Raw genomic sequence first — 18,614 nt, 5'->3', positions numbered from 1 at the left:
GCTAAAATTACGCAATTTGGAGGGCTAAAAAGAAAACGACCTACCTTTACGCCGTGAGAAAACAACGAAAAACAGTTGTACTAGAAAAAGTACTGGTACAAGATTATGCTGCCGAAGGAAAATCTTTGGCTAGAGTAGATGGCAAAGTGGTTTTTATAGAAGGGGCCATACCAGGCGACGTAGTAGACGTTCAATTGTCTAAAAACAAAGCAGATTGGGCCGAAGGTCATACCATCCATGTACACAGCCATTCTTCGGATAGGGTGACCCCTTTTTGCGAACATTTTGGGGTATGTGGGGGCTGCCAATGGCAAATGCTTCCTTATGAAAAGCAATTGTTTTATAAACAAAAGCAGGTTTCTGATAACCTAACAAGGATTGCAAAAATTAATCTCCCCGAAATAGCCCCAATTATAGGAGCCGATTTTACGCGTGGGTATAGAAATAAAATGGAATACACTTTTGCTACGCGTAAATACATCCCTACAGATGAATTTAGACGGATGAAAGCAGAAGGCATAGATTTTAATAATCAACCTGGGGCTGCAGGATTTCATGTGAGAGGTTTTTTTGACAAAGTGGTTGAAATAGATACCTGCCATTTACAGGAAGAACCAACTAACTTCATTAGAAAGGCAGTAGCAGCATATGTTCTAGCCAATGAATTGCCATTTTATAATATTAAAACCCATCAGGGGTGGATTAGAAACCTCCTTGTGAGAAATAGCACTAATGGAGAGTTAATGGTTAATATGGTGATTGCTTATGAGGACAAGGAACATCGAATTGCACTATTAGATCAGTTATTACAATCGTTTCCACAAATAACTACGCTTTTATATACCATTAATAGTAAGCGAAATGATAGTTTACACGATCAAGAACCCATAGTTTATCATGGGAAAGGCTATATCATTGAAAAATTAGAAGATCTTTCTTTTAAGATAAGCCCTAAATCGTTTTTTCAAACCAATACCAAACAGGCAGAAAAATTATATGCAGTAACTAGAGATTTTGCCGAACTGAATGGCAACCAACTTGTTTATGATTTGTATTGTGGTACTGGAAGTATCGGTTTATTTGTGAGCAAATTCGCCAAAAAGCTGATTGGGGTAGAAATGGTAGCCGATGCCATTGAAGATGCCAAAGAAAATGCAGCATTAAATGGGGTACAGCACGCTTCTTTTTTTGCAGGAGACGTAATAGATATTTGCAATGATGCATTTTTTGAGGAACACGGCAAAGCGGATGTGGTGATTACTGACCCCCCTAGAGCTGGAATGCACGAAAAGTTGGTAAAGAAGCTTTTAGAAATTGCCGCCCCTACGGTGGTTTATGTAAGTTGTAATCCTGCAACGCAAGCAAGAGATTTGGCCTTACTAAGCGAAAAATATCAGGTAACCAAAATTCAACCAGTAGATATGTTTCCGCATACCTTGCATATTGAGAATGTAGTTCAATTGAAATTGATTAATTAATTATGACAGAGTTTAGACCCAGTAGATTCGAAATATTACCTACCATCGTTAAAAACTTGTTGATTATCAACGGGCTTTTTTTTCTGGCACAAAATGTTATTTCAGGACCTAATGGACTCTTGAATATGGAAAACATTTTTGCTTTACATGGATGGCAAAGTGGCTTGTTTGAGCCATGGCAACTGATCACCCATATGTTTATGCATGGAGATTTTGGACATATTCTAGGTAATATGTTTGCTTTATGGATGTTTGGGTCCGTTTTAGAAAATTTATGGGGCTCTAAAAGATTTTTAACATTTTACTTGATTTGTGGATTAGGTGCCGCCTTAATTCATTTATTGTTCCTGAGTTATGAATTTGTTCCATTGATGAACGACTATAAAGTCATTTTTAACTTACACGAAGATGGAGGGGCTGCTTTAAATAATGCCATGATTCGTTTTATAGATACCTATAATATCCGATTTGAAAATCATAGTGAAATCATTAGCAGTTTAAGGTTAAATCCAGACAATGGCATTGCCAGTGCACAAATGTTTGAAGCTTTAACCAGTTTCTATGAAAAAAACATCAATACGGCTACATTAGGTGCAAGCGGGGCAGTTTTTGGTATATTGGCTGCATTTATTTACCTGTTCCCTAATACTTATATTTATATCTATTTTTTGTTCCCAATCAAGGCAAAATGGATAGGGTTGATTTATTTCTCGTATGAATTCTTTTTTGCCTTAAAAAACTCTGCAGGAGACAATGTTGCCAGATGGGCCCATATTGGAGGAGCTATTGTTGGATTATTGATTGTTATTACTTGGAACAAAACCAGAAAAAAAACGTTTTACTAGTATGTCGCTACTTTCACAAAGAAGTCCAAGGAATATTCTATTAGGTCAAGACAACAATGCATTGGTATTCTTATTTGCCATCAATTCATTGGTTTTTGTATTGATTAACTTCATCAGGATTGTCTATTACCTTTCAGACATTCCATTGGAATTTTTTAATAAGCAAATCTTAGACTGGTTTACTTTATCTCCTGTTCCAGATGTTTTTTTTAGTAGGCCATGGACGATTTTTACAGCCATGTTCACTCATTTAAGTATTTGGCAACTTATTAGCACATTATTGTGGCTATGGGCTTTTGGATATATTTTACAAGACTTAGCAGGGAATAGCAAATTATTACCCATCTATTTATATGGAGGATTTGTAGGGGCATTGGTGTTTTTACTAACCAATAATCTATTTCCCGTTTTAGAAAGAAATATACTTACAACACCAGCCATGATTGGAGGAGGTGCCGCTGTTATGGCAGTTGCTGTGGCCACTACAACACTTGCTCCAGACTATCGATTATTCCCCTTAATCAATGGGGGTATACCGCTATGGGTACTTACTTTAGTTTTTGTGGCAATCGATTTTGCTACCCTATCAGGTGGGAATGCAGGAACAGGAGCAGCTCATTTAGCAGGTGGCGCAATGGGTTTCTTTTTTGTAAAACAGCTCAACAAGGGTAAAGACTGGAGCTTATGGATGATTGCTTTAGTAGATTGGTTTGACAACCTATTTAATCCTGAAAAAAAAGTAGCCCAACAAAAACAAAGTGAGAAACATTTTTATAGGGCCAATAGAAAACCTTATGAAAAAATTGCCAATATAACACAACAAAGATTAGACGATATCCTCGATAAAATAAATCAGCATGGATATGCGTTTTTAACGGAAGAGGAGAAGGCCTTTCTAAAGAGAGCCAGCGACCAAGAACTATAATGAATTTAAATAAAGAAACATTATTTACGCATTTCAAAAAAGCATTTGCTTTATCAGGCATTTTTCTTTTAATAGTTTTTTTAATAAGTTGTTTTAGCAGTTGGATCAATCCCCTTTTTTTTAAAGGAATTACTTTTTTAGCGATAGGTTTTCCTATAGTATTTATTGCTGCGTTTATTTGGTGTTTGATTGGCGTTTTTTTATATGGAAAAGCCTATTGGATCTGCTTTTTATTTTTACTACCCGCTTATTTTAATTTAACCAATATTTATTCTTTTCAAAGAAAACAAGATTTTAATCTTGAAAAGCCAACCAATCAGGTAAGGATTTTATCGTGGAATGTAAATGAGTTTTTATTTAGCAGACCAGAAGATGAATCATGGAAATATGATCAACAGAAAATGCTTACGTTCATCAAAGAAATGAATGCAGATATTTTATGTTTTCAAGATTTTATTATTGCTCCAGGCTGGGCCGAAAGAGATATACCCAAATTTCTACATGACTCATTAGGATATACGCATCAATTTTTTAGTGAAGATGGTCTTGCTTATGGAACAATCATTTTATCTAAATTTCCGATAAAGGATAGCGGAAGAATCATTTATAATCAAAAGCTACATCCTGAAAGCATTGCTTATGCGGATGTCTTAATTGGTACAAAAGCCCTTAGGGTATTTAATACTCACTTTAGATCAATGTTCTTACATCATAATCTTTTATCAAAAGAAGTTTTGGGAGAATTAAAATATGTGAAAGAAGATACTGGATTTCTTTTTAAATCAACCAGATTAGAAAGGCTAGAATATTATGATCGAATTCATACCAATCAAGCAAAGCAAGTAATAGAAGCATTTAATCAAACAAGTATTCCATTTATTTTTTGCGCCGATCTAAACGCTGTTCCAGGAAGCTATACCTACCGTTTATTAAGAAAAAATACAAAAGATGCTTTTTTAGAAAAAGGGGCAGGTGTCGGAGGCACTTATAAACGTGCAGAATTTATTTCTAGGATAGATTACATTCTTACAGGTAAAGAAATAAGTGTAAAACAATATTACTCTCCTAAGTTGCATTTATCTGATCACAATCCAGTTATTGCAGACATCCAACTTGCCAATTAATTTTTTTGTAATTTTAATTATGGCTAAAGGCTGGTTTCGCAGAACAACTAAGAAAGTTTTTATTTCAATCAACGCACTGCTGGTATTCTTTTTTTTACTTGCTGCCCTGTCTCCGTATATAAATCCCAATGATTTTTGGCTACATGGATTAATAGCCTTAACCACCCCTTACTTAATTCTTTCTCTAATTTTATTTGTTTTATTTTGGCTAATTACAAAGCCCATTCTGGCGCTTCTGCCGGTTATAGCATTATTAATAGGCTGGCAACAAATTGCAGTTGTTTTTGCTTGGACGGGTAATTCAATATTCACCAAAAGAAAGGCAGAGAATCATTTTAGAATAGTGAATTGGAATATTCAAAGTTTTAATGGATTATCAAAGAATGCATTAGCCAAAAAAATGGTTCGCGACGAAGTTGCCACTAGCATTTTAAAAACCTATCCAGATATCATCTGTTTACAAGAATTCAATAATGCTACAGCAGAAAACAATATCAGTTTATTTAATCGAACCCATCCTTATCATTTTTTTTCTAAAGACTATCAAAGAAATGATGGCACTTATCAAGCAGGCTGTATCATCTTTTCAAAATACCCTATGATAGATTCAGGAAGGGTAACTTTCCCATCTGAAGAAAGCCTTATTTACGCAGATATTTTAAAGGGGAGCGATACTATTAGAATTTTTACGACTCATTTACAATCTTTTAAGTTTAAAAAGAAAGATTATGCCGATATCGAAAAGATAAAAGAAACAGATGAGAGTTCATTCAGTGCCTCTTTGAGTTTAATGCGCAAGATGAAAGCAGCATATCAAAAAAGAGGGGTACAAACTTCTTTAGTAAGTACAGCGCTTGAAAGAAGCCCATACCCTACTATAATTACTGGCGACTTTAATGATGTGCCTAACTCGTTTACTTATTTTAATATTAAAGGATCAAAAAATGATGCCTTTTTACAAAGAAGCTTTGGCTTAGGCCGAACATTTATATCTATTGCACCCACCCTGAGGATTGACTATATTTTATTAGATCAACAATTTGAAGTAAAGCAATTTGATATGGTAGATGAGGCATTGAGCGATCATATCATGCTAGTTGCTGACATTCGTTTAAAAAAATAAAATAACTTTGCAGCATCATGTCGCTGAAAGTATACAACTCGCTTACCCGAAAGAAAGAATTATTTGAACCTATTAACCCTCCTTATGTGGGTATGTATGTTTGTGGACCTACAGTAAGTGGGGAAAGCCACTTAGGACATGCGAGGCCTTTTATCACTTTTGATGTGCTGTATAGGTATCTAATGTACTTAGGCTATAAGGTAAGATATGTAAGAAATATTACCGATGCTGGGCATTTTGAAGAGGAAGGTAGAGCTGCAGAAGATAAAATAAGTTCAAAAGCTGTTCTTGAAAAGCTTGAGCCAATGGAACTGGTACAGAAATATACCAATATGTACCATTGGGCCATGAATCAGTTTAACAATTTACCGCCAAGTATTGAACCAACAGCTACCGGTCATATTGTTGAGCAAATAGAAATGATTAAGAAAATCATTGAGGATGGTTATGCTTATGAATCTAATGGATCTGTTTACTTTGATGTAGAAAAATATAATACCGATTTTAGTGCGAAGGGGCAACCCTATGGTATTTTAAGTGGAAGAGTTTTAGACGAGCAAATTGAAAGTACTAGAGAATTAGATAATCAGGAAGAAAAAAGAAATAAAAGTGATTTTGCCCTTTGGAAAAACGCACCACCTGAACATATCATGCGATGGCAGAGTCCATGGGGCGAAGGATTCCCAGGCTGGCATATTGAATGTTCAGCAATGAGTACAAAGTATTTGGGCAAAGAATTTGATATTCACGGAGGAGGCATGGACTTACAATTCCCCCACCATGAATGTGAAATAGCGCAAAGCACTGTTTGCAATCATCAAATGCCTGCAAGGTATTGGCTCCACAACAATATGATTACCATTAATGGTAAAAAAATGGGGAAGAGCTATAACAATGTGATAAAACTGAGTGAATTATTTGCAGGAACGCATCCAATATTAGAACAAGCATACGCACCTTCTACGGTTCGTTTTTTCATCTTACAATCTCAATACAGAAGCACGCTCGATTTTAGTAATGAAGCTTTACAAGCAAGTGAAAAAGCACTTAGAAGATTAATGGATGCTTATGAGTGGCTGATGAGTTTTGAATATGCAGAAAACAATACGGCTAGTGATAGTGCATTAAATGAGAAAGTAATAAAGTTGGTGTCGGCGTTTGATGAATTCATGAATGATGATATAAATACTGCAAAAGTGATTGCTAATATGTTTGAATTGGTGCCAATAATTAATTCTTTAAAGGACAAACATATTAATGCATCTTCTTTAGACAGCCATACATTGGTATTGATGAAGAAACAACTAACTGCATTTATTGTAGATATTTTCGGTTTAGAGAGTAGCAAAGCTAATAACAATCATAAACTGGAAGGTGTTTTACAATTACTCATCAATATGCGTAAAGAGGCGAAGCAACGCAAAGATTTTGTTACTTCAGATAAAATCAGGAATGAATTAAATGCTTTGGGCATTCAATTAAAAGATGAAAAAGATGGTGGTATGAGTTATACCATCCAGTAGATTATTCTCCCGGATGGTATTCCTTTTCTTTATTTTTCATAACATCTTCTTTATAAAAGAATACATCTTTAAACTTACCATAAACAAATCCATCAGCCTGATCTTTAAAATGAGGCGACAAAGGATTATTGCTATGGCCGCCCGTAACAATTGTTTTTGCTATTATTCTTTTACCAAACTCTACTGCTGCAATAAAACTATTACCTGAAAAGCCATAACGCCCCTTTGAACTATACATAGACCTGCTTTCGAAGGCTGGCAAAGATCCCCATCTAGAAGAACTCAAAGGAACTGCTAAGCTTTCCTTGTTGTCATCGTATATTTCCGAAAACTTACCAGTCAATCGTTGGTAGCGATTGATTGATCCCCATCTAACTTGCCAATGACCATATTTTGCTTTCAACTCATTGATTACTTCATTCAATTGCTCTAACTGTTTTTTTCCATTAATTCCATTGGCCATTGCATTAAATCGGCCTATCCATTCTGTATTTTCTTCTTGGGTTTTAGCCCTAGGCCAAAGCGAATTAATTTTAGTAGCCCAATCGATGGCTAATGTTGTTGCCACAGAACTTGTATCGGTAATCTTATTCCAAGCCTTCAATATGTCTATTGCTGGTTTTACTTTAATTTTTATAGAATCAGTATTACTAGTTGCATCATAAGCTTTAAATAAAGCAGGCAATAAAATATCAAATGCTGCTAAATAACGATCATATCCGATTTCGATTAATTGATCTAAAGTAATGCTGTCTCTATTATTCAATAATCGTATAGCATTTATTCCTCTAGCATTTTGACCATCGGGAGCCATATAATAGGGATAATTATTTCTATTGGGACTACTTTCACCTGCTAAAGTAAAGGGTGTTGCATTACAGTTTTGCATCCATCCACTTGCAGGATTTATTAGATGAACTGTTTCCTCCAGAGGATGAATGCCTTGCCATTCTGTTGCAGTAATAGAACCATCAACAGGTAAGGTAAAATCGAACCCAGGATTTCTTTTAGGAATAAAGTTGCCATGCCAATAAGCAATATTGCCCTGGTCATCTGCATACACCGTATTATTGGTAGTATTAGACAATCCTTTCATTGCAACAGTATACTCTTCTAAGTTGTTGGCTTTAGTAGTTTTCCAACTTTGCACCAACGCTTTCAAAGATCGATTATACTCTTTTAGTGCCAGCCATTTGCCATTTCTTTTAGCTACTATTGGACCATGATGCGTATAAAATGTAGTGAATGTTTTAGATTGTTTTTCGCCGTTTACTGTGTAATAAATAGTAATCTGTTTTGATTTGACTGGCAGCATTTTTTTATCATACTCATATACCCAGCCTTTTGCATTTTTAGTAATTTTTTCTTCATATAAATCAGCTACATCGGTATAACCTGATGTATGCATCCAACCTACATGTTCATTAAATCCTTGGTAAATAAAAAACTGTCCCCAGGTAGCGGCACCATAGGCATTTAAGCCCTCTTCACTCACTATTTGCGCTTCGGATCTAAAGTAGAAAGGCACATGTGGATTTATATAGAGCATTGCATTTCCTGAAGCTGATCTTTTAGGTCCAATAGCAAAGCCATTAGAGCCTCTTTCTTCTATCTCTTTTATTTGATGATAAGCTGTTGAATTAGTTTCAGGACCGTTTTCATAAAACTGTTTAATTTCTTCAATTGACGCGCCACCAGTACTTGTAGCAGAAACACTACCATCCGTATACATTAAATGAAACCAAGGCTCAAATTTATTTAATACTGCAGGTCTTACTTCGGGATGCTTGTACAGGAAATAATTTATTCCATCAGCATGTGCATTCAATAATTTTTTTAACCATAAAGGGCTTTGTAAATAATCTTTTTTTGCATCATTGCTGTCTGCAATCATTCGCATCAATAAATCATTATAAACCACTTTTTCTCCTTCCATCTCAGCCCTTCTTCCTAGCATTTCTAAGTAATTTCGCTCAACGCGTTCAAAGTTTTCTTCACATTGCGTATACATTAATCCAAAAACAGCATCAGCATCCGTTTTTCCATAAATATGCGGAACTCCATACTTATCTCGAACAATATTTACTTGTTTAGCTTGAGCTTCCCATCGCCTTACTTCTGCCGTGCTAGGCGATTGAGCAAAAGCGGAGACTACAATCAAACTACAAAACGCAAAGAACCCTATTTTCATAAACTAATTTTAAACTTTTGGTTAATCCTAAAGCAATAAAAAAATTATTGTCCCTTAAAGCCCCACTTTTTCATTACGTTTAAATCTTCTTTTATACAATCTAATGGCGCAATACCCTGGTATGCTTCTTGTTCTACAATCAAGTGAATGGTTCCTCCATTTTTTAAGCCCTCTTCCACTATTTCTTTTACTTGCTGAACCCCTTTGCCTAAGATGGTGCTTTCGTAACCATTACCGTTTGCCCTTTTAATTTCATCCTTAACATGCATTGAAACAAAACGACCAGGATACTTTTTTACAATAGCCAAGGCATCTGCACCAGTACCATATAAATTACCCATATCAAATTGTTGAGTTACCATCGATGGATCAGTATTGTTCAACATTACTTCGTACATGGTTTCATTACCCATCATTTGAGTAAATTCAAAATCATGATTATGATAGCCAAATCGCATCCCAGATTTTTTGCATAGCTCACCACATTTATTAAAAACTTCCATGAATCGCAACATCTCGTCTTTAGACTTACGTAATCCAGATTCTAAAGAGGGGCTTATGACTAACTCTTGCCCTACTACTGCTGCGTCTTCAATGGTATACTTCCATACATCAGTAAAATCTTTCTTAGTTGCATCCCAATGATTGGCACCCATCACCGTATGACCAGAAGGCATTTTCATACCTAAATCAGCTAATATTTTTTTAAATTCAGTAGCGGTATAACCATAGAACTTTCTATTGGAATAATTAGCATGCTCCACATTTTTATATCCCATTTCTGCTACTGCTTTTAAAGTAGCGAATGGGTCTTTACGCATATCTTCACGCACAGAATATAGTTGAATACCAGTAATAAATTTCTTTTTAGCAGCTGCAGAAGCCCAAGAAGGAATTGTTACAGTAGCTAGCGCAGCTAGTGTGCCTTGTTGTAAAAATGTACGGCGATTCAATTGCATATTTCTATTTTTTTTGTAATAACCAAAGTACGCAAATTTTGTATGAAAGCAGCATCTGTGCACGAGATCAAACAAGCATTATTGGGCAACTCCGCCAAACAGTTAACAGAACTCTGTTTAAGACTGGCAAAATTTAAAAAAGAAAACAAGGAATTACTGACTTATTTATTATTTGAAGCGCATAATGAGGAGGGCTATATTGCTGAAGTAAACCAACAGATTACCATCGAATTCAGTGAGATTGATCCAGGTCAGAATCTATATTTTGTAAAAAAATCCATCCGGAAAATACTTAGAATAGCCAATAAACATATTCGCTACATAGGTTCTAAGCAGGCGGAAGTAGCCATTTTATTGCATTTTTGTTTGAGCTTAAAAAAATCAGGAATACCGTTTATGAAAAGCACTGCATTAGCTAATTTGTATAAACAACAAATCAAAAAAATGAATACAGCATTGAGTACCCTACATGAAGACCTGCAATATGATTACTTACAAATGATCAAAGAATGTTAATTATTGCTCTTGATCAAAGTAAAGTTTATAATAATGTTTGCCAGTCATTTCATCGTATCCCTTTTCAATCAAGTCTCTACGGCCATGAACGTATACATGGAAGTTTTTATCGAGCTTTAAAATGCTCTTAAAATGACGTTGTTGTTTTTGAATAGCCGCTGGATTAATGGCAAACTCTTCTTCAATATTCACCTGTTTAGCCACTTCGTACTGCTGTTTGTATTGCGTAAAGCTTTCGATGACTTCGGGGTGATATAAAACTTCTTTGTTAAATTCTTCCAACTGAAATTGGTCATGTGTTTTAAAGTAATCCATACTTCTTTGCAGCATATCAATTTGATCGGCCTTGTTCGTATCAAAATGCTCATTTAACTCTTTACTGATGAAAAGCTTGCACATACCTAGTGTTTCGTTGGTATTGTGGTAACTGTTAATGATAGGAGAAGCTTGTAAAAAAGCAGTTTTCCAAAAGGCAGCGTCCCCTTGTTTGGAGGCAGCAGATTCATGAATAAGGGCCAAAAAACCCTGATTTTGGTCTTTTCTAAGCAAAAGAACCCCTTTTTCGGGCTTTTTTAGGTCAATTCCATCCTCTATAGACAAATTGACACCGGTAGGTTTTGTATGAATTTTTAAGAATTGATCCTTTGTGCTGGTATGAAAAAGACCAATTGCATCGGTATAACCTCCATCAAATGGAATGTTTTCGAAAAATACCGTATAAAACTCCCCAGATTTTGCAAATACTGATTGGCTTTTTAAATGAAAATGCTCGGCAAGTATTTTACTGGCGTTTAAAAATGAGGACTGATCTTCAAACACCTGTACAACCGTATTATAAACCAAGTTATTTTCGAGGGCTAAACGGTATTGTTCAGCCTCATTAAAGGGTTTTAGGAAAAAATGGGCCAAGGTCTGTTGCCAAAATTCATCTGGAATATCATGGGTGGTTTCAGACAAAATAAGGGTGCCACCTTGGGCTGCATTGCCCGCCTGGTGTACAATTAGCTTATTAATGGTAACACTTGAAATCTCGTTCATATTACTGCGAATATATAAGATAAGCAGCCTTTTAAAAACCAAATTCGGAAATCGTCAATAAATTTCGGACCTTTGCATTATTCTTAACCTTTAACACAGCTACATGTACGCCCAGATTTGGACCAAGTACCTACCCATCATCCGCATTTTATTAAAGAGAACCAAGCAGGATAATCAAGTGCTTGATTTAAACAGAATCGATTTTGAGCGTATGGGAACTGGAAGAAAAGCTGGGTACAAATTCACCATTGAATTTAAAAATGGTAAAGTAGCTAACCTAATCAGCAGCTCAGCTTTAGCGTCTGACCTGGCTAGTGTAATGCTAGATGATGCCAATACTAAATTGATTTTAGAAGGCGGAGAGTTTACCGTATCACTTAATACTAAGTTTCAGCTTCTTATTAAAGGAGTGGCCGCAGAATTACCAGCAGAATAATTTTTTTCTTTAATGAATCTAAGCATAGAAGATCAACTTTTCATAGTTGGCGGAGCAACTTCAGGATTTGGAAAAGCAATTACGCAGGCTTTAGTAAATGAAGGCGCATCGGTTATCGCAATTGCAAGAGGAATGGATAAATTGGAAGAACTTCAATTGTCTGCTCCTAACCAAATTAAAATTTTAGCAGGCGACTTAGCGGAAGAAGATACGTTATCTAGGTTGCTAGATTTAATTAAAGATCAGCCAATACATGGTATGGTTGTTAATGCTGGAGGGCCTCCAGCAAAAATGGTATTAGAAACCACATTAGAAGATTGGGATAAAGCTTACCATACAATTTTAAGATGGAAAGTGGCACTAACTCAAGCAATCGTTCCTAAAATGGTGAGTGCCGGATATGGCAGAATAGTTTACATAGAAAGCGTTGCTGTAAAACAACCTGTAGAAAATTTAGTTTTGAGTACCTCATTAAGATTAGCGGTTGTAGGTATGGTTAAAACACTTTCACAAGAAATAGCTACAACGGGTGTTACGCTAAATGTATTAGGACCAGGTTCACATAACACTCCCGCAATCAACCGACTCTACACTAAAAAAGCAGAACAAACTGGATTACCATTTGATCATGTAAAAGAATTGGGTATTCAGCAAATTCCAGTAGGCAAACTAGGGGAAGCAGCAGACTTTGCTGGATTGGCCCTTTGGTTATTGAGCCCGCAAAGTAAGTTTATAACAGGTCAAACCATTACAATAGATGGTGGTGCAGTTAAAGGGATTATGGGTTAACTATAGCATTAGATTTCTTTAACAAATGAATGGTTTGCTTTTTCAAAAATCTACTAAAATTCTCTTTGCCAATTCGGAGACCCCCAACCCCACTCATATTAAAACTAAGATTGTCTCCATAATGTAAGATCGCGGTTAATGCTGCTTCATTAATACTTACAGAGGCGGCATTTATTCTAGTAGCAATATCCAATGCTTCCTCATCTGTTGCAGCAAAAACTGCAGCCCCTAAAGAATATTGTGTTGCGTTGGCTAATTCAATTAATTCTTCTGTAGTACTAAAAGACATGATGGGCATGATAGGACCAAATGTTTCCTCTTTCATTAATAACATATTATGGGTAATATTTACCACAATCGTTGGTCTGCAATAAAATCCCCCATGAATCTCTTCACAACGGTCACTCCCAGTTAAAATAATAGCACCTAATGCTTTTGCATCTTCTAAATGGGTATTGATCGTAAGGACTTGTTTTTCAAAAATGATAGGACCAATTTTTCCGTCAGTCTGATTGTCTACAGTTAAACTTAATGCTTTTGTTTTTTCAACTAAATGATCTATCAATTGATCATGAATAGATTCATGCACATAAATTCTTTCGAAGCTTAAACAATTCTGGCCTGCATTGGTAGTGCTGCCTTTCACAATTGCATTTGCAGCCATTTCCAAATCTGCCCCAGCTAACACAATAGCAGGATCTTTTGCGCCAACTTCCATTAATACAGGTGTCAGTTTTTTACTAGCGGCAAACGCAATTTTCTTGGCAGTATTTACCGAACCCGTAAAACAAACCAAGTCTGCTTGATCTACCATTAAAGCGCCAATAGCAGCATCCCCTGGAGTAAATAAAAGTACCTGAGGTAAGCCAGGAACCGACAGAATAGTTTTATTTATTACTTCAATGAAACGAGGGGTTATTTCACTAGGCTTTACTAAAACAGCAGCTCCAGAAAGTAAAGCAGGAATTGTATCCATCATAGATAAAGCCAAAGGAAAATTCCATGGACTAATTACTGTCACTAGTTGATAGGGAATCCAATTGGCATAGTCTTGATAAAAATCTTTAGCAGTAACACACCACTTATCAATAGCGTCAATTACCCAATCCACTTCAGCAGTCGTTTCCCATTTTCTGCCAGTATCTGTTGAAAGCGCACCAACTAGTAATTCTTTATTAGCAATAATTAATTGCTTCCACTCTTGTAATACGGCAATTCGGTTACTGATACCCATTCGCAGCCAGGCATCTTGACCATTTCGTAATTTCTTGCAACATTTAATTAATTGCGCTGTAGTACAATCCGGAAATTCATAATCGTACGCTCCAGTTCTAGGATTTCTAACTCGCATATTCGCATATAAAGTTATGCTTTGCGAACATATTTTGTGAGAATAACAATCATTTGTCCCTCAATTTTTCCTTCAATTTGTTCGGTATTATCCGGCACTAAACGAATATTTTTGACTACCGTGCCCATTTTAGCATTTAAACTAGTGCCTTTAACGTCTAAAGACTTGGTTAAAACAATGGAGTCTCCTGCAAATAGTTGTTGGCCATTACTATCTAAATGTAAGTCTACCGTGCCATCATTATCATGATCACCAGTGGCTTTAGCCCAGGCCAATTTATCCTCATCCAAATAAAGCATATCTAATAAATCTGCGGCCCAAGATTCATTACTTAATCTATTCAACATTCTCCATGAAACAACTTGAATACCTGACACTTCACTCCACATAGCCGTGCTTAAACAGTTCCAATGTTTACTATCAAGTGCTTCTTTCTTTTCTATTTGTTGTAAGCATTTACTGCAAATCATAATACAATTATCCTCAGTAGTTCTGTCTACAGGAGGAACTTCATATAAAGACAATGGGGTTGTGGCAGCACAAAGCTCGCATTGGTTTTGGCTTCGTTGGACAAGGATCTGTTCTAACTTCATAAAAAATGTTTTATGCTAAAACGCCCAAGGTATACTTTTTAGTAGTTAACCAATATGATAAAAATCATATGCTATTTTATCAATAGCTTATGGAATTTGATTACTTCATCCTTTTCAATGGGCGTTAAATGTTCTTTTCGATTGTATTTATCAAATAAAAATATGACCCTTTTATGATGAGGATACTTGGCCAAGATGGCTTCCATTTTTTCACCCAATGGTAAATCTTTTTCAAATATTGGCTTACCAACAGTTGCAGGTGCTTTTTCTCTGGTATGCATTCTATTGATAGTGGCTTCCAATGTTGCCAATAAATTTGCAGGCATGTCAGGTACTTTACTCGCTTTAGCCAATAAACCTTGTAACTGTTTTTTGCTTAAACTACCCCTCTCTTCGTATTGGTGCATTAAACTCATTACAAATAGCGCATCAGGATTATGCTTATAACAAATCTCAAGCACCCTATCTATAATATCTAATTTCCCTTTAGGCATGGGTCAAAGATACAAAATCACTTTGCTAAGCCCTTTCCAATAATTCCACCACTAACTTCTAATGTAGTACCATGTACAGCTTCGTTTTCAATAATAAAACGAATGGTTTGCATAATCTCTTCAGGATTTACCAATCTACCTAAAGGAATATCGGCCACAATTTTTTGTAAAATATCAGGATTAATAGAAGTTAACATAGGAGTCGCCACATAACCAGGTGCAATGGCGGCAACTCGGATATGATTGATATTACGAGCATGAAATTCGCCAGCTAAAATTTTGGGCCAAAGCGCAATGGCAGCTTTAGTAGAAGCATAATTGAGTTGTCCTAATTCGCCTACTTTATTGATAGAAGAAATAGGAATCAATACTCCCTTACATTGATTGTCAACCATTTTAATAGCTGCTTCTCTTAGCGTTATAAATACTCCTGTCAAATTCACATCAATCACTTGTTTGAACTGCTCAGTACTCATGAATTTTTTAACTTTCCCTGTTTCACGATCCGGGGTAATCATATAGCTGTCTCTAATAATGCCTGCACAAGCCAATACAATATTGATTGCACCAAACTCATTCATAGCAAAATTCATTAAAGCACTAACCGAAATTTCATCAGTAACATCAGTAACTTTATATTTTGCATTTAATCCAACGGCAATTAAATCTTTAGTGATTAACTGTAACTTTTCTTCATTCATATCAGCTAAAACTACGCTTGCACCTAAAGAACTCAATGAACGAGCAGCTTCTTCCCCAAGCCCACTAGCAGCACCCGTAATAACTACAACACTATTTTTAATTTGCATATTAAATTATTTTATAAATGATTGGATCAAAACCGCTATTTGTTTAGCCCCTTCCCCGTATAACATAGTTTGATGATTGCCAGCTACCTGATGATATTGTGCATTGGGCAATAGACTCACCGTTTCTTTAGCTAACTCTTCAGGTAATAAAGCAGCACCTAAATTATATATACCAGGCGCATTAATTAAAATGGTTTCATGTTTACACAAACCAATGATTTCTCCCCAAGGCAAGCCTAAGCTTCCTTTCAAAACCGCTTCCATCATATGTTCTGGCTTGCTCCTAGGAGTAACTGTTCCATCAGCATTATGAAAAACATCGGCTTTATAATATGATAACATTGCTTCATCCCAAAAGGAAAGATAAGGAGCTTGTTTAACTTTATTAATATAGTCATTAAAACTATCAAAGGTTTTACCAAGCCTACCCAAAGCAGGACCTAGCATTTCTTTGGTATTGGGATGCATATTAACTGCAGCATCAAGTAGCACTAATTTTTTTACCATGTCAGGATAGTAAATAGCTAAATACAATCCTAAAAAGCCACCAAAAGAATGCCCAACAATATGAATAGATGAGATCGCTAATTCATTGAGCAAACCAATAATATCTTTTGCATGATCAAGCATGGTATATCCAGTAATTGGTTGATCACTGAATCCACGGCCCCTAAGATCAACCGAAATAATTCTACATTTTCCAGCTAAACCACTTTGAATAACTGCATCAAAAGCATGCGCATTAGCCGTAAGTCCATGAATGAATAAAATTGGCTCTAACTGGTTAACACAATCATCAGCACTATCCAGTAAATGCAGCTGAATGCCATTGGTTTGTACAAACTTACTTTGCATTTTCATAGCTTTTTTTCAGTTCATGCTTTAATACCTTACCAGCAATATTTCTAGGCAATTCTGCAACTATCATGATTTCACTAAGTTTCTGAAATCTTGCATCAATATGATTATTCACCCAATTTTGAATTTCAATGGAAGAAGAAGCCCGCTTATGCTCTTTAAGAACAACAGCTGCAACAGGGGTTTCTCCCCATTCAGAGTGTGGCACACCAAAAACAGCAACATCGCTAACTGCTTCGTGTTGAATAATCACTTCTTCAATATCTGCAGGGTATACGTTTACTCCACCAGATATAATTAAATCTTTTTTTCTTCCAGTTAAATATAAAAAACCTTCCTCGTCTATATAACCCAAATCACCTGTATATAGCCAACCATCTTTTAGCGCCGCAGCGGTTTGTTCGGCATTCTTATAATAACCATCCATTAAAAGAGGGCCCGTTCCAACAATTTCACCAGTAGACCCAACAGGTAAATCATTCCCTTGGTCGTCTTTAATTTTGATTTGCATAAAACTAGGAGGATACCCTACTGAACCCGTTTTGCGCATTGAATCTGATTTATCTAAAATAGTCATGAATCCTTCGGTTAAACCGTATAGCTCATAAAAAACTCCAGGCAATTGTTTATTCAAAGCCTGCTTATGCTCTAATAAAAGTGGCGCACCAACAGATAAAATATATTCAATGGAAGGAAGACTTTCTTTTGCAAAAGCAGGTTGTTGTAAACAAGCAATAATTTGAGAGGGAACCAAAATGGTATGCGTTACTTTTTCTTGTTGAATGGCTGAAACAACTTGCTCAGGATCAAAATGGTCTTGCAAAATATACGTACAGCCTAAAAACATGGCAGGCATCAATGTCAAAAAAGAGCCATTAAAAATAATTGAACCCGAATGCATGACTACACTTTCAGGAGTCATTCTATAATAGTTTGCAAACAAAGAACCATATAGCGCTCTTACTGCATGAGAAATGACAATCCCTTTAGGTAATCCAGTTGTACCACTGCTGTAAATAATATTATAAGTATCATCCCCTACTAAAGTTTCAACGATCGGTTCAGTTGTATCAAATGCAGCTTTCTGCATATGATAGGAACCAATACCAGTAGATGATTCAGCATTAGTTACCCAAATTTTAGCTTCATTATTCAAATGCAAAAGCGGTTGAATTTCATTTAAATAAGGAAGCGTTTCTTTATTAATAATAATTAAAGAAGTATCCGCATTGATAATCAAATTAGCTAAACCATGACCTCTTAATAAAGGACTTAGTGGAACAGCTACTGCGCCCATTTTAGCACAAGCCCAATATACTTCCCACAATTCTAAACAATTGGGCAAAACGGTTGCTATTTTATCTCCTTTTTTAATGCCAACATGCTTAAAAGCATGTATCAATTGATTCACATTGGCATTTAATTGAGTAAAACTTAAACGATGCTGGCCGCAAACTATAGCGGTTTTATTGGGCTTAAATTTTGCATGATTAGTAAGCCAATGCTGAATGGTTAAATGATTGCTATACATAACCTTTATTTGAATAGGAAAGTGGCGACCT

18 protein-coding genes are annotated in these 18,614 nt (G+C 35.8%); 9 read left to right on the top strand and 9 right to left on the bottom strand.

The window, feature by feature from the left end; translation table 11 throughout:
* Positions 1 to 53: 53 nt before the first annotated feature.
* The 6 genes from rlmD to cysS are packed head-to-tail and all read left to right on the top strand — an operon-like array spanning position 54 to position 7,018.
* Positions 54 to 1,478: a 23S rRNA (uracil(1939)-C(5))-methyltransferase RlmD gene (rlmD, locus tag ACTIEI_RS03825; RefSeq protein WP_439504957.1), complete on the top strand. Its 1,425-nt coding sequence runs from the start codon at positions 54 to 56 to the stop codon at positions 1,476 to 1,478.
* A gap of 2 nt (positions 1,479 to 1,480) precedes the next feature.
* Positions 1,481 to 2,323, top strand: coding sequence for a rhomboid family intramembrane serine protease (locus ACTIEI_RS03820; RefSeq protein WP_439504956.1), 843 nt, complete (start codon positions 1,481 to 1,483; stop codon positions 2,321 to 2,323).
* Position 2,324: 1 nt separating this feature from the next.
* Positions 2,325 to 3,248, top strand: a complete 924-nt coding sequence (locus ACTIEI_RS03815) for a rhomboid family intramembrane serine protease (RefSeq protein ID WP_439504955.1) — start codon at positions 2,325 to 2,327, stop codon at positions 3,246 to 3,248.
* Positions 3,248 to 4,372, top strand: a complete 1,125-nt coding sequence (locus ACTIEI_RS03810) for an endonuclease/exonuclease/phosphatase family protein (RefSeq protein WP_439504954.1) — start codon at positions 3,248 to 3,250, stop codon at positions 4,370 to 4,372. The genes ACTIEI_RS03815 and ACTIEI_RS03810 overlap by 1 nt, the downstream gene beginning before the upstream one ends.
* Positions 4,373 to 4,391: 19 nt before the next feature.
* The gene (locus tag ACTIEI_RS03805) at positions 4,392 to 5,495 is read left to right on the top strand and encodes an endonuclease/exonuclease/phosphatase family protein (RefSeq protein WP_439504953.1); all 1,104 of its coding nucleotides are present in this window, start codon (positions 4,392 to 4,394) and stop codon (positions 5,493 to 5,495) included.
* Positions 5,496 to 5,509: 14 nt separating this feature from the next.
* The gene (cysS, locus tag ACTIEI_RS03800; RefSeq protein WP_439505532.1) at positions 5,510 to 7,018 is read left to right on the top strand and encodes a cysteine--tRNA ligase; all 1,509 of its coding nucleotides are present in this window, start codon (positions 5,510 to 5,512) and stop codon (positions 7,016 to 7,018) included.
* A 1-nt stretch (position 7,019) separates the two neighbouring features.
* On the opposite strand, the gene ACTIEI_RS03795 is transcribed toward cysS, so the two are convergent.
* Together ACTIEI_RS03795 and ACTIEI_RS03790 are read right to left on the bottom strand one after the other, a co-directional pair.
* Complete coding sequence (locus ACTIEI_RS03795) at positions 7,020 to 9,209, bottom strand: penicillin acylase family protein (RefSeq protein ID WP_439504952.1); 2,190 nt, start codon at positions 9,207 to 9,209, stop codon at positions 7,020 to 7,022.
* A 44-nt stretch (positions 9,210 to 9,253) separates the two neighbouring features.
* On the bottom strand, positions 9,254 to 10,168 hold the full coding sequence (locus ACTIEI_RS03790) for a TIM barrel protein (RefSeq protein ID WP_439504951.1): 915 nt from the start codon (positions 10,166 to 10,168) through the stop codon (positions 9,254 to 9,256).
* Between the two features lie 42 nt (positions 10,169 to 10,210).
* On the opposite strand from ACTIEI_RS03790, the gene ACTIEI_RS03785 reads away from it, so the two are divergent.
* Positions 10,211 to 10,684, top strand: a complete 474-nt coding sequence (locus ACTIEI_RS03785; RefSeq protein WP_439504950.1) for a hypothetical protein — start codon at positions 10,211 to 10,213, stop codon at positions 10,682 to 10,684.
* Here ACTIEI_RS03785 and ACTIEI_RS03780 read toward each other — a convergent pair whose 3' ends face one another.
* Positions 10,685 to 11,722, bottom strand: coding sequence for a nucleoid-associated protein (locus ACTIEI_RS03780; protein WP_439504949.1), 1,038 nt, complete (start codon positions 11,720 to 11,722; stop codon positions 10,685 to 10,687).
* Between the two features lie 103 nt (positions 11,723 to 11,825).
* Here ACTIEI_RS03780 and ACTIEI_RS03775 point away from each other — a divergent pair, with 103 nt between their 5' ends.
* Positions 11,826 to 12,158, top strand: a complete 333-nt coding sequence (locus ACTIEI_RS03775; RefSeq protein ID WP_439504948.1) for a hypothetical protein — start codon at positions 11,826 to 11,828, stop codon at positions 12,156 to 12,158.
* Between the two features lie 12 nt (positions 12,159 to 12,170).
* Positions 12,171 to 12,947: an SDR family oxidoreductase gene (locus ACTIEI_RS03770; protein ID WP_439504947.1), complete on the top strand. Its 777-nt coding sequence runs from the start codon at positions 12,171 to 12,173 to the stop codon at positions 12,945 to 12,947.
* Here ACTIEI_RS03770 and ACTIEI_RS03765 read toward each other — a convergent pair.
* From ACTIEI_RS03765 to ACTIEI_RS03740, 6 genes are all read right to left on the bottom strand, one after another.
* Positions 12,937 to 14,298, bottom strand: a complete 1,362-nt coding sequence (locus tag ACTIEI_RS03765) for an aldehyde dehydrogenase family protein (protein WP_439504946.1) — start codon at positions 14,296 to 14,298, stop codon at positions 12,937 to 12,939. The two genes, ACTIEI_RS03770 and ACTIEI_RS03765, sit on opposite strands and share 11 nt — an antisense overlap.
* A gap of 14 nt (positions 14,299 to 14,312) precedes the next feature.
* Complete coding sequence (locus tag ACTIEI_RS03760; protein WP_439504945.1) at positions 14,313 to 14,891, bottom strand: PhnA domain-containing protein; 579 nt, start codon at positions 14,889 to 14,891, stop codon at positions 14,313 to 14,315.
* A 71-nt stretch (positions 14,892 to 14,962) separates the two neighbouring features.
* A complete protein-coding gene (locus tag ACTIEI_RS03755) occupies positions 14,963 to 15,385 on the bottom strand; it encodes a hypothetical protein (RefSeq protein ID WP_439504944.1) in 423 nt (140 codons plus the stop codon).
* 17 nt (positions 15,386 to 15,402) lie between these two features.
* Positions 15,403 to 16,194 carry an SDR family NAD(P)-dependent oxidoreductase gene (locus tag ACTIEI_RS03750; RefSeq protein ID WP_439504943.1) on the bottom strand — a complete coding sequence of 264 codons (792 nt, stop codon included), beginning with the start codon at positions 16,192 to 16,194 and terminating at the stop codon, positions 15,403 to 15,405.
* 6 nt (positions 16,195 to 16,200) lie between these two features.
* Positions 16,201 to 17,049 (bottom strand): alpha/beta fold hydrolase, encoded by an 849-nt coding sequence (locus tag ACTIEI_RS03745; protein WP_439504942.1) that lies wholly within the window; start codon positions 17,047 to 17,049, stop codon positions 16,201 to 16,203.
* A complete protein-coding gene (locus ACTIEI_RS03740) occupies positions 17,039 to 18,583 on the bottom strand; it encodes a class I adenylate-forming enzyme family protein (RefSeq protein WP_439504941.1) in 1,545 nt (514 codons plus the stop codon). Before ACTIEI_RS03740 ends, ACTIEI_RS03745 begins: the two co-directional genes overlap by 11 nt.
* Positions 18,584 to 18,614 lie beyond the last annotated feature (31 nt).

This window comes from Sediminibacterium sp., assembly GCF_051860225.1.
Taxonomy (GTDB): domain Bacteria; phylum Bacteroidota; class Bacteroidia; order Chitinophagales; family Chitinophagaceae; genus Sediminibacterium.
This window is presented reverse-complemented; position numbering and strand designations above follow the sequence as displayed.

Coding starts and splice junctions, on each gene's coding strand:
- ACTIEI_RS03820 (WP_439504956.1), top strand. CDS start 1,481: ATGACAGAGTTTAGACCCAGTAGATTCGAAATATTACCTACCATCGTT.
- ACTIEI_RS03745 (WP_439504942.1), bottom strand. CDS start 17,049: ATGCAAAGTAAGTTTGTACAAACCAATGGCATTCAGCTGCATTTACTG.
- ACTIEI_RS03760 (WP_439504945.1), bottom strand. CDS start 14,891: ATGAAGTTAGAACAGATCCTTGTCCAACGAAGCCAAAACCAATGCGAG.
- ACTIEI_RS03765 (WP_439504946.1), bottom strand. CDS start 14,298: ATGCGAGTTAGAAATCCTAGAACTGGAGCGTACGATTATGAATTTCCG.
- ACTIEI_RS03775 (WP_439504948.1), top strand. CDS start 11,826: ATGTACGCCCAGATTTGGACCAAGTACCTACCCATCATCCGCATTTTA.
- ACTIEI_RS03770 (WP_439504947.1), top strand. CDS start 12,171: ATGAATCTAAGCATAGAAGATCAACTTTTCATAGTTGGCGGAGCAACT.
- ACTIEI_RS03790 (WP_439504951.1), bottom strand. CDS start 10,168: ATGCAATTGAATCGCCGTACATTTTTACAACAAGGCACACTAGCTGCG.
- ACTIEI_RS03785 (WP_439504950.1), top strand. CDS start 10,211: ATGAAAGCAGCATCTGTGCACGAGATCAAACAAGCATTATTGGGCAAC.
- ACTIEI_RS03805 (WP_439504953.1), top strand. CDS start 4,392: ATGGCTAAAGGCTGGTTTCGCAGAACAACTAAGAAAGTTTTTATTTCA.
- ACTIEI_RS03750 (WP_439504943.1), bottom strand. CDS start 16,194: ATGCAAATTAAAAATAGTGTTGTAGTTATTACGGGTGCTGCTAGTGGG.
- ACTIEI_RS03815 (WP_439504955.1), top strand. CDS start 2,325: ATGTCGCTACTTTCACAAAGAAGTCCAAGGAATATTCTATTAGGTCAA.
- ACTIEI_RS03740 (WP_439504941.1), bottom strand. CDS start 18,583: ATGTATAGCAATCATTTAACCATTCAGCATTGGCTTACTAATCATGCA.
- ACTIEI_RS03810 (WP_439504954.1), top strand. CDS start 3,248: ATGAATTTAAATAAAGAAACATTATTTACGCATTTCAAAAAAGCATTT.
- ACTIEI_RS03755 (WP_439504944.1), bottom strand. CDS start 15,385: ATGCCTAAAGGGAAATTAGATATTATAGATAGGGTGCTTGAGATTTGT.
- ACTIEI_RS03780 (WP_439504949.1), bottom strand. CDS start 11,722: ATGAACGAGATTTCAAGTGTTACCATTAATAAGCTAATTGTACACCAG.
- ACTIEI_RS03795 (WP_439504952.1), bottom strand. CDS start 9,209: ATGAAAATAGGGTTCTTTGCGTTTTGTAGTTTGATTGTAGTCTCCGCT.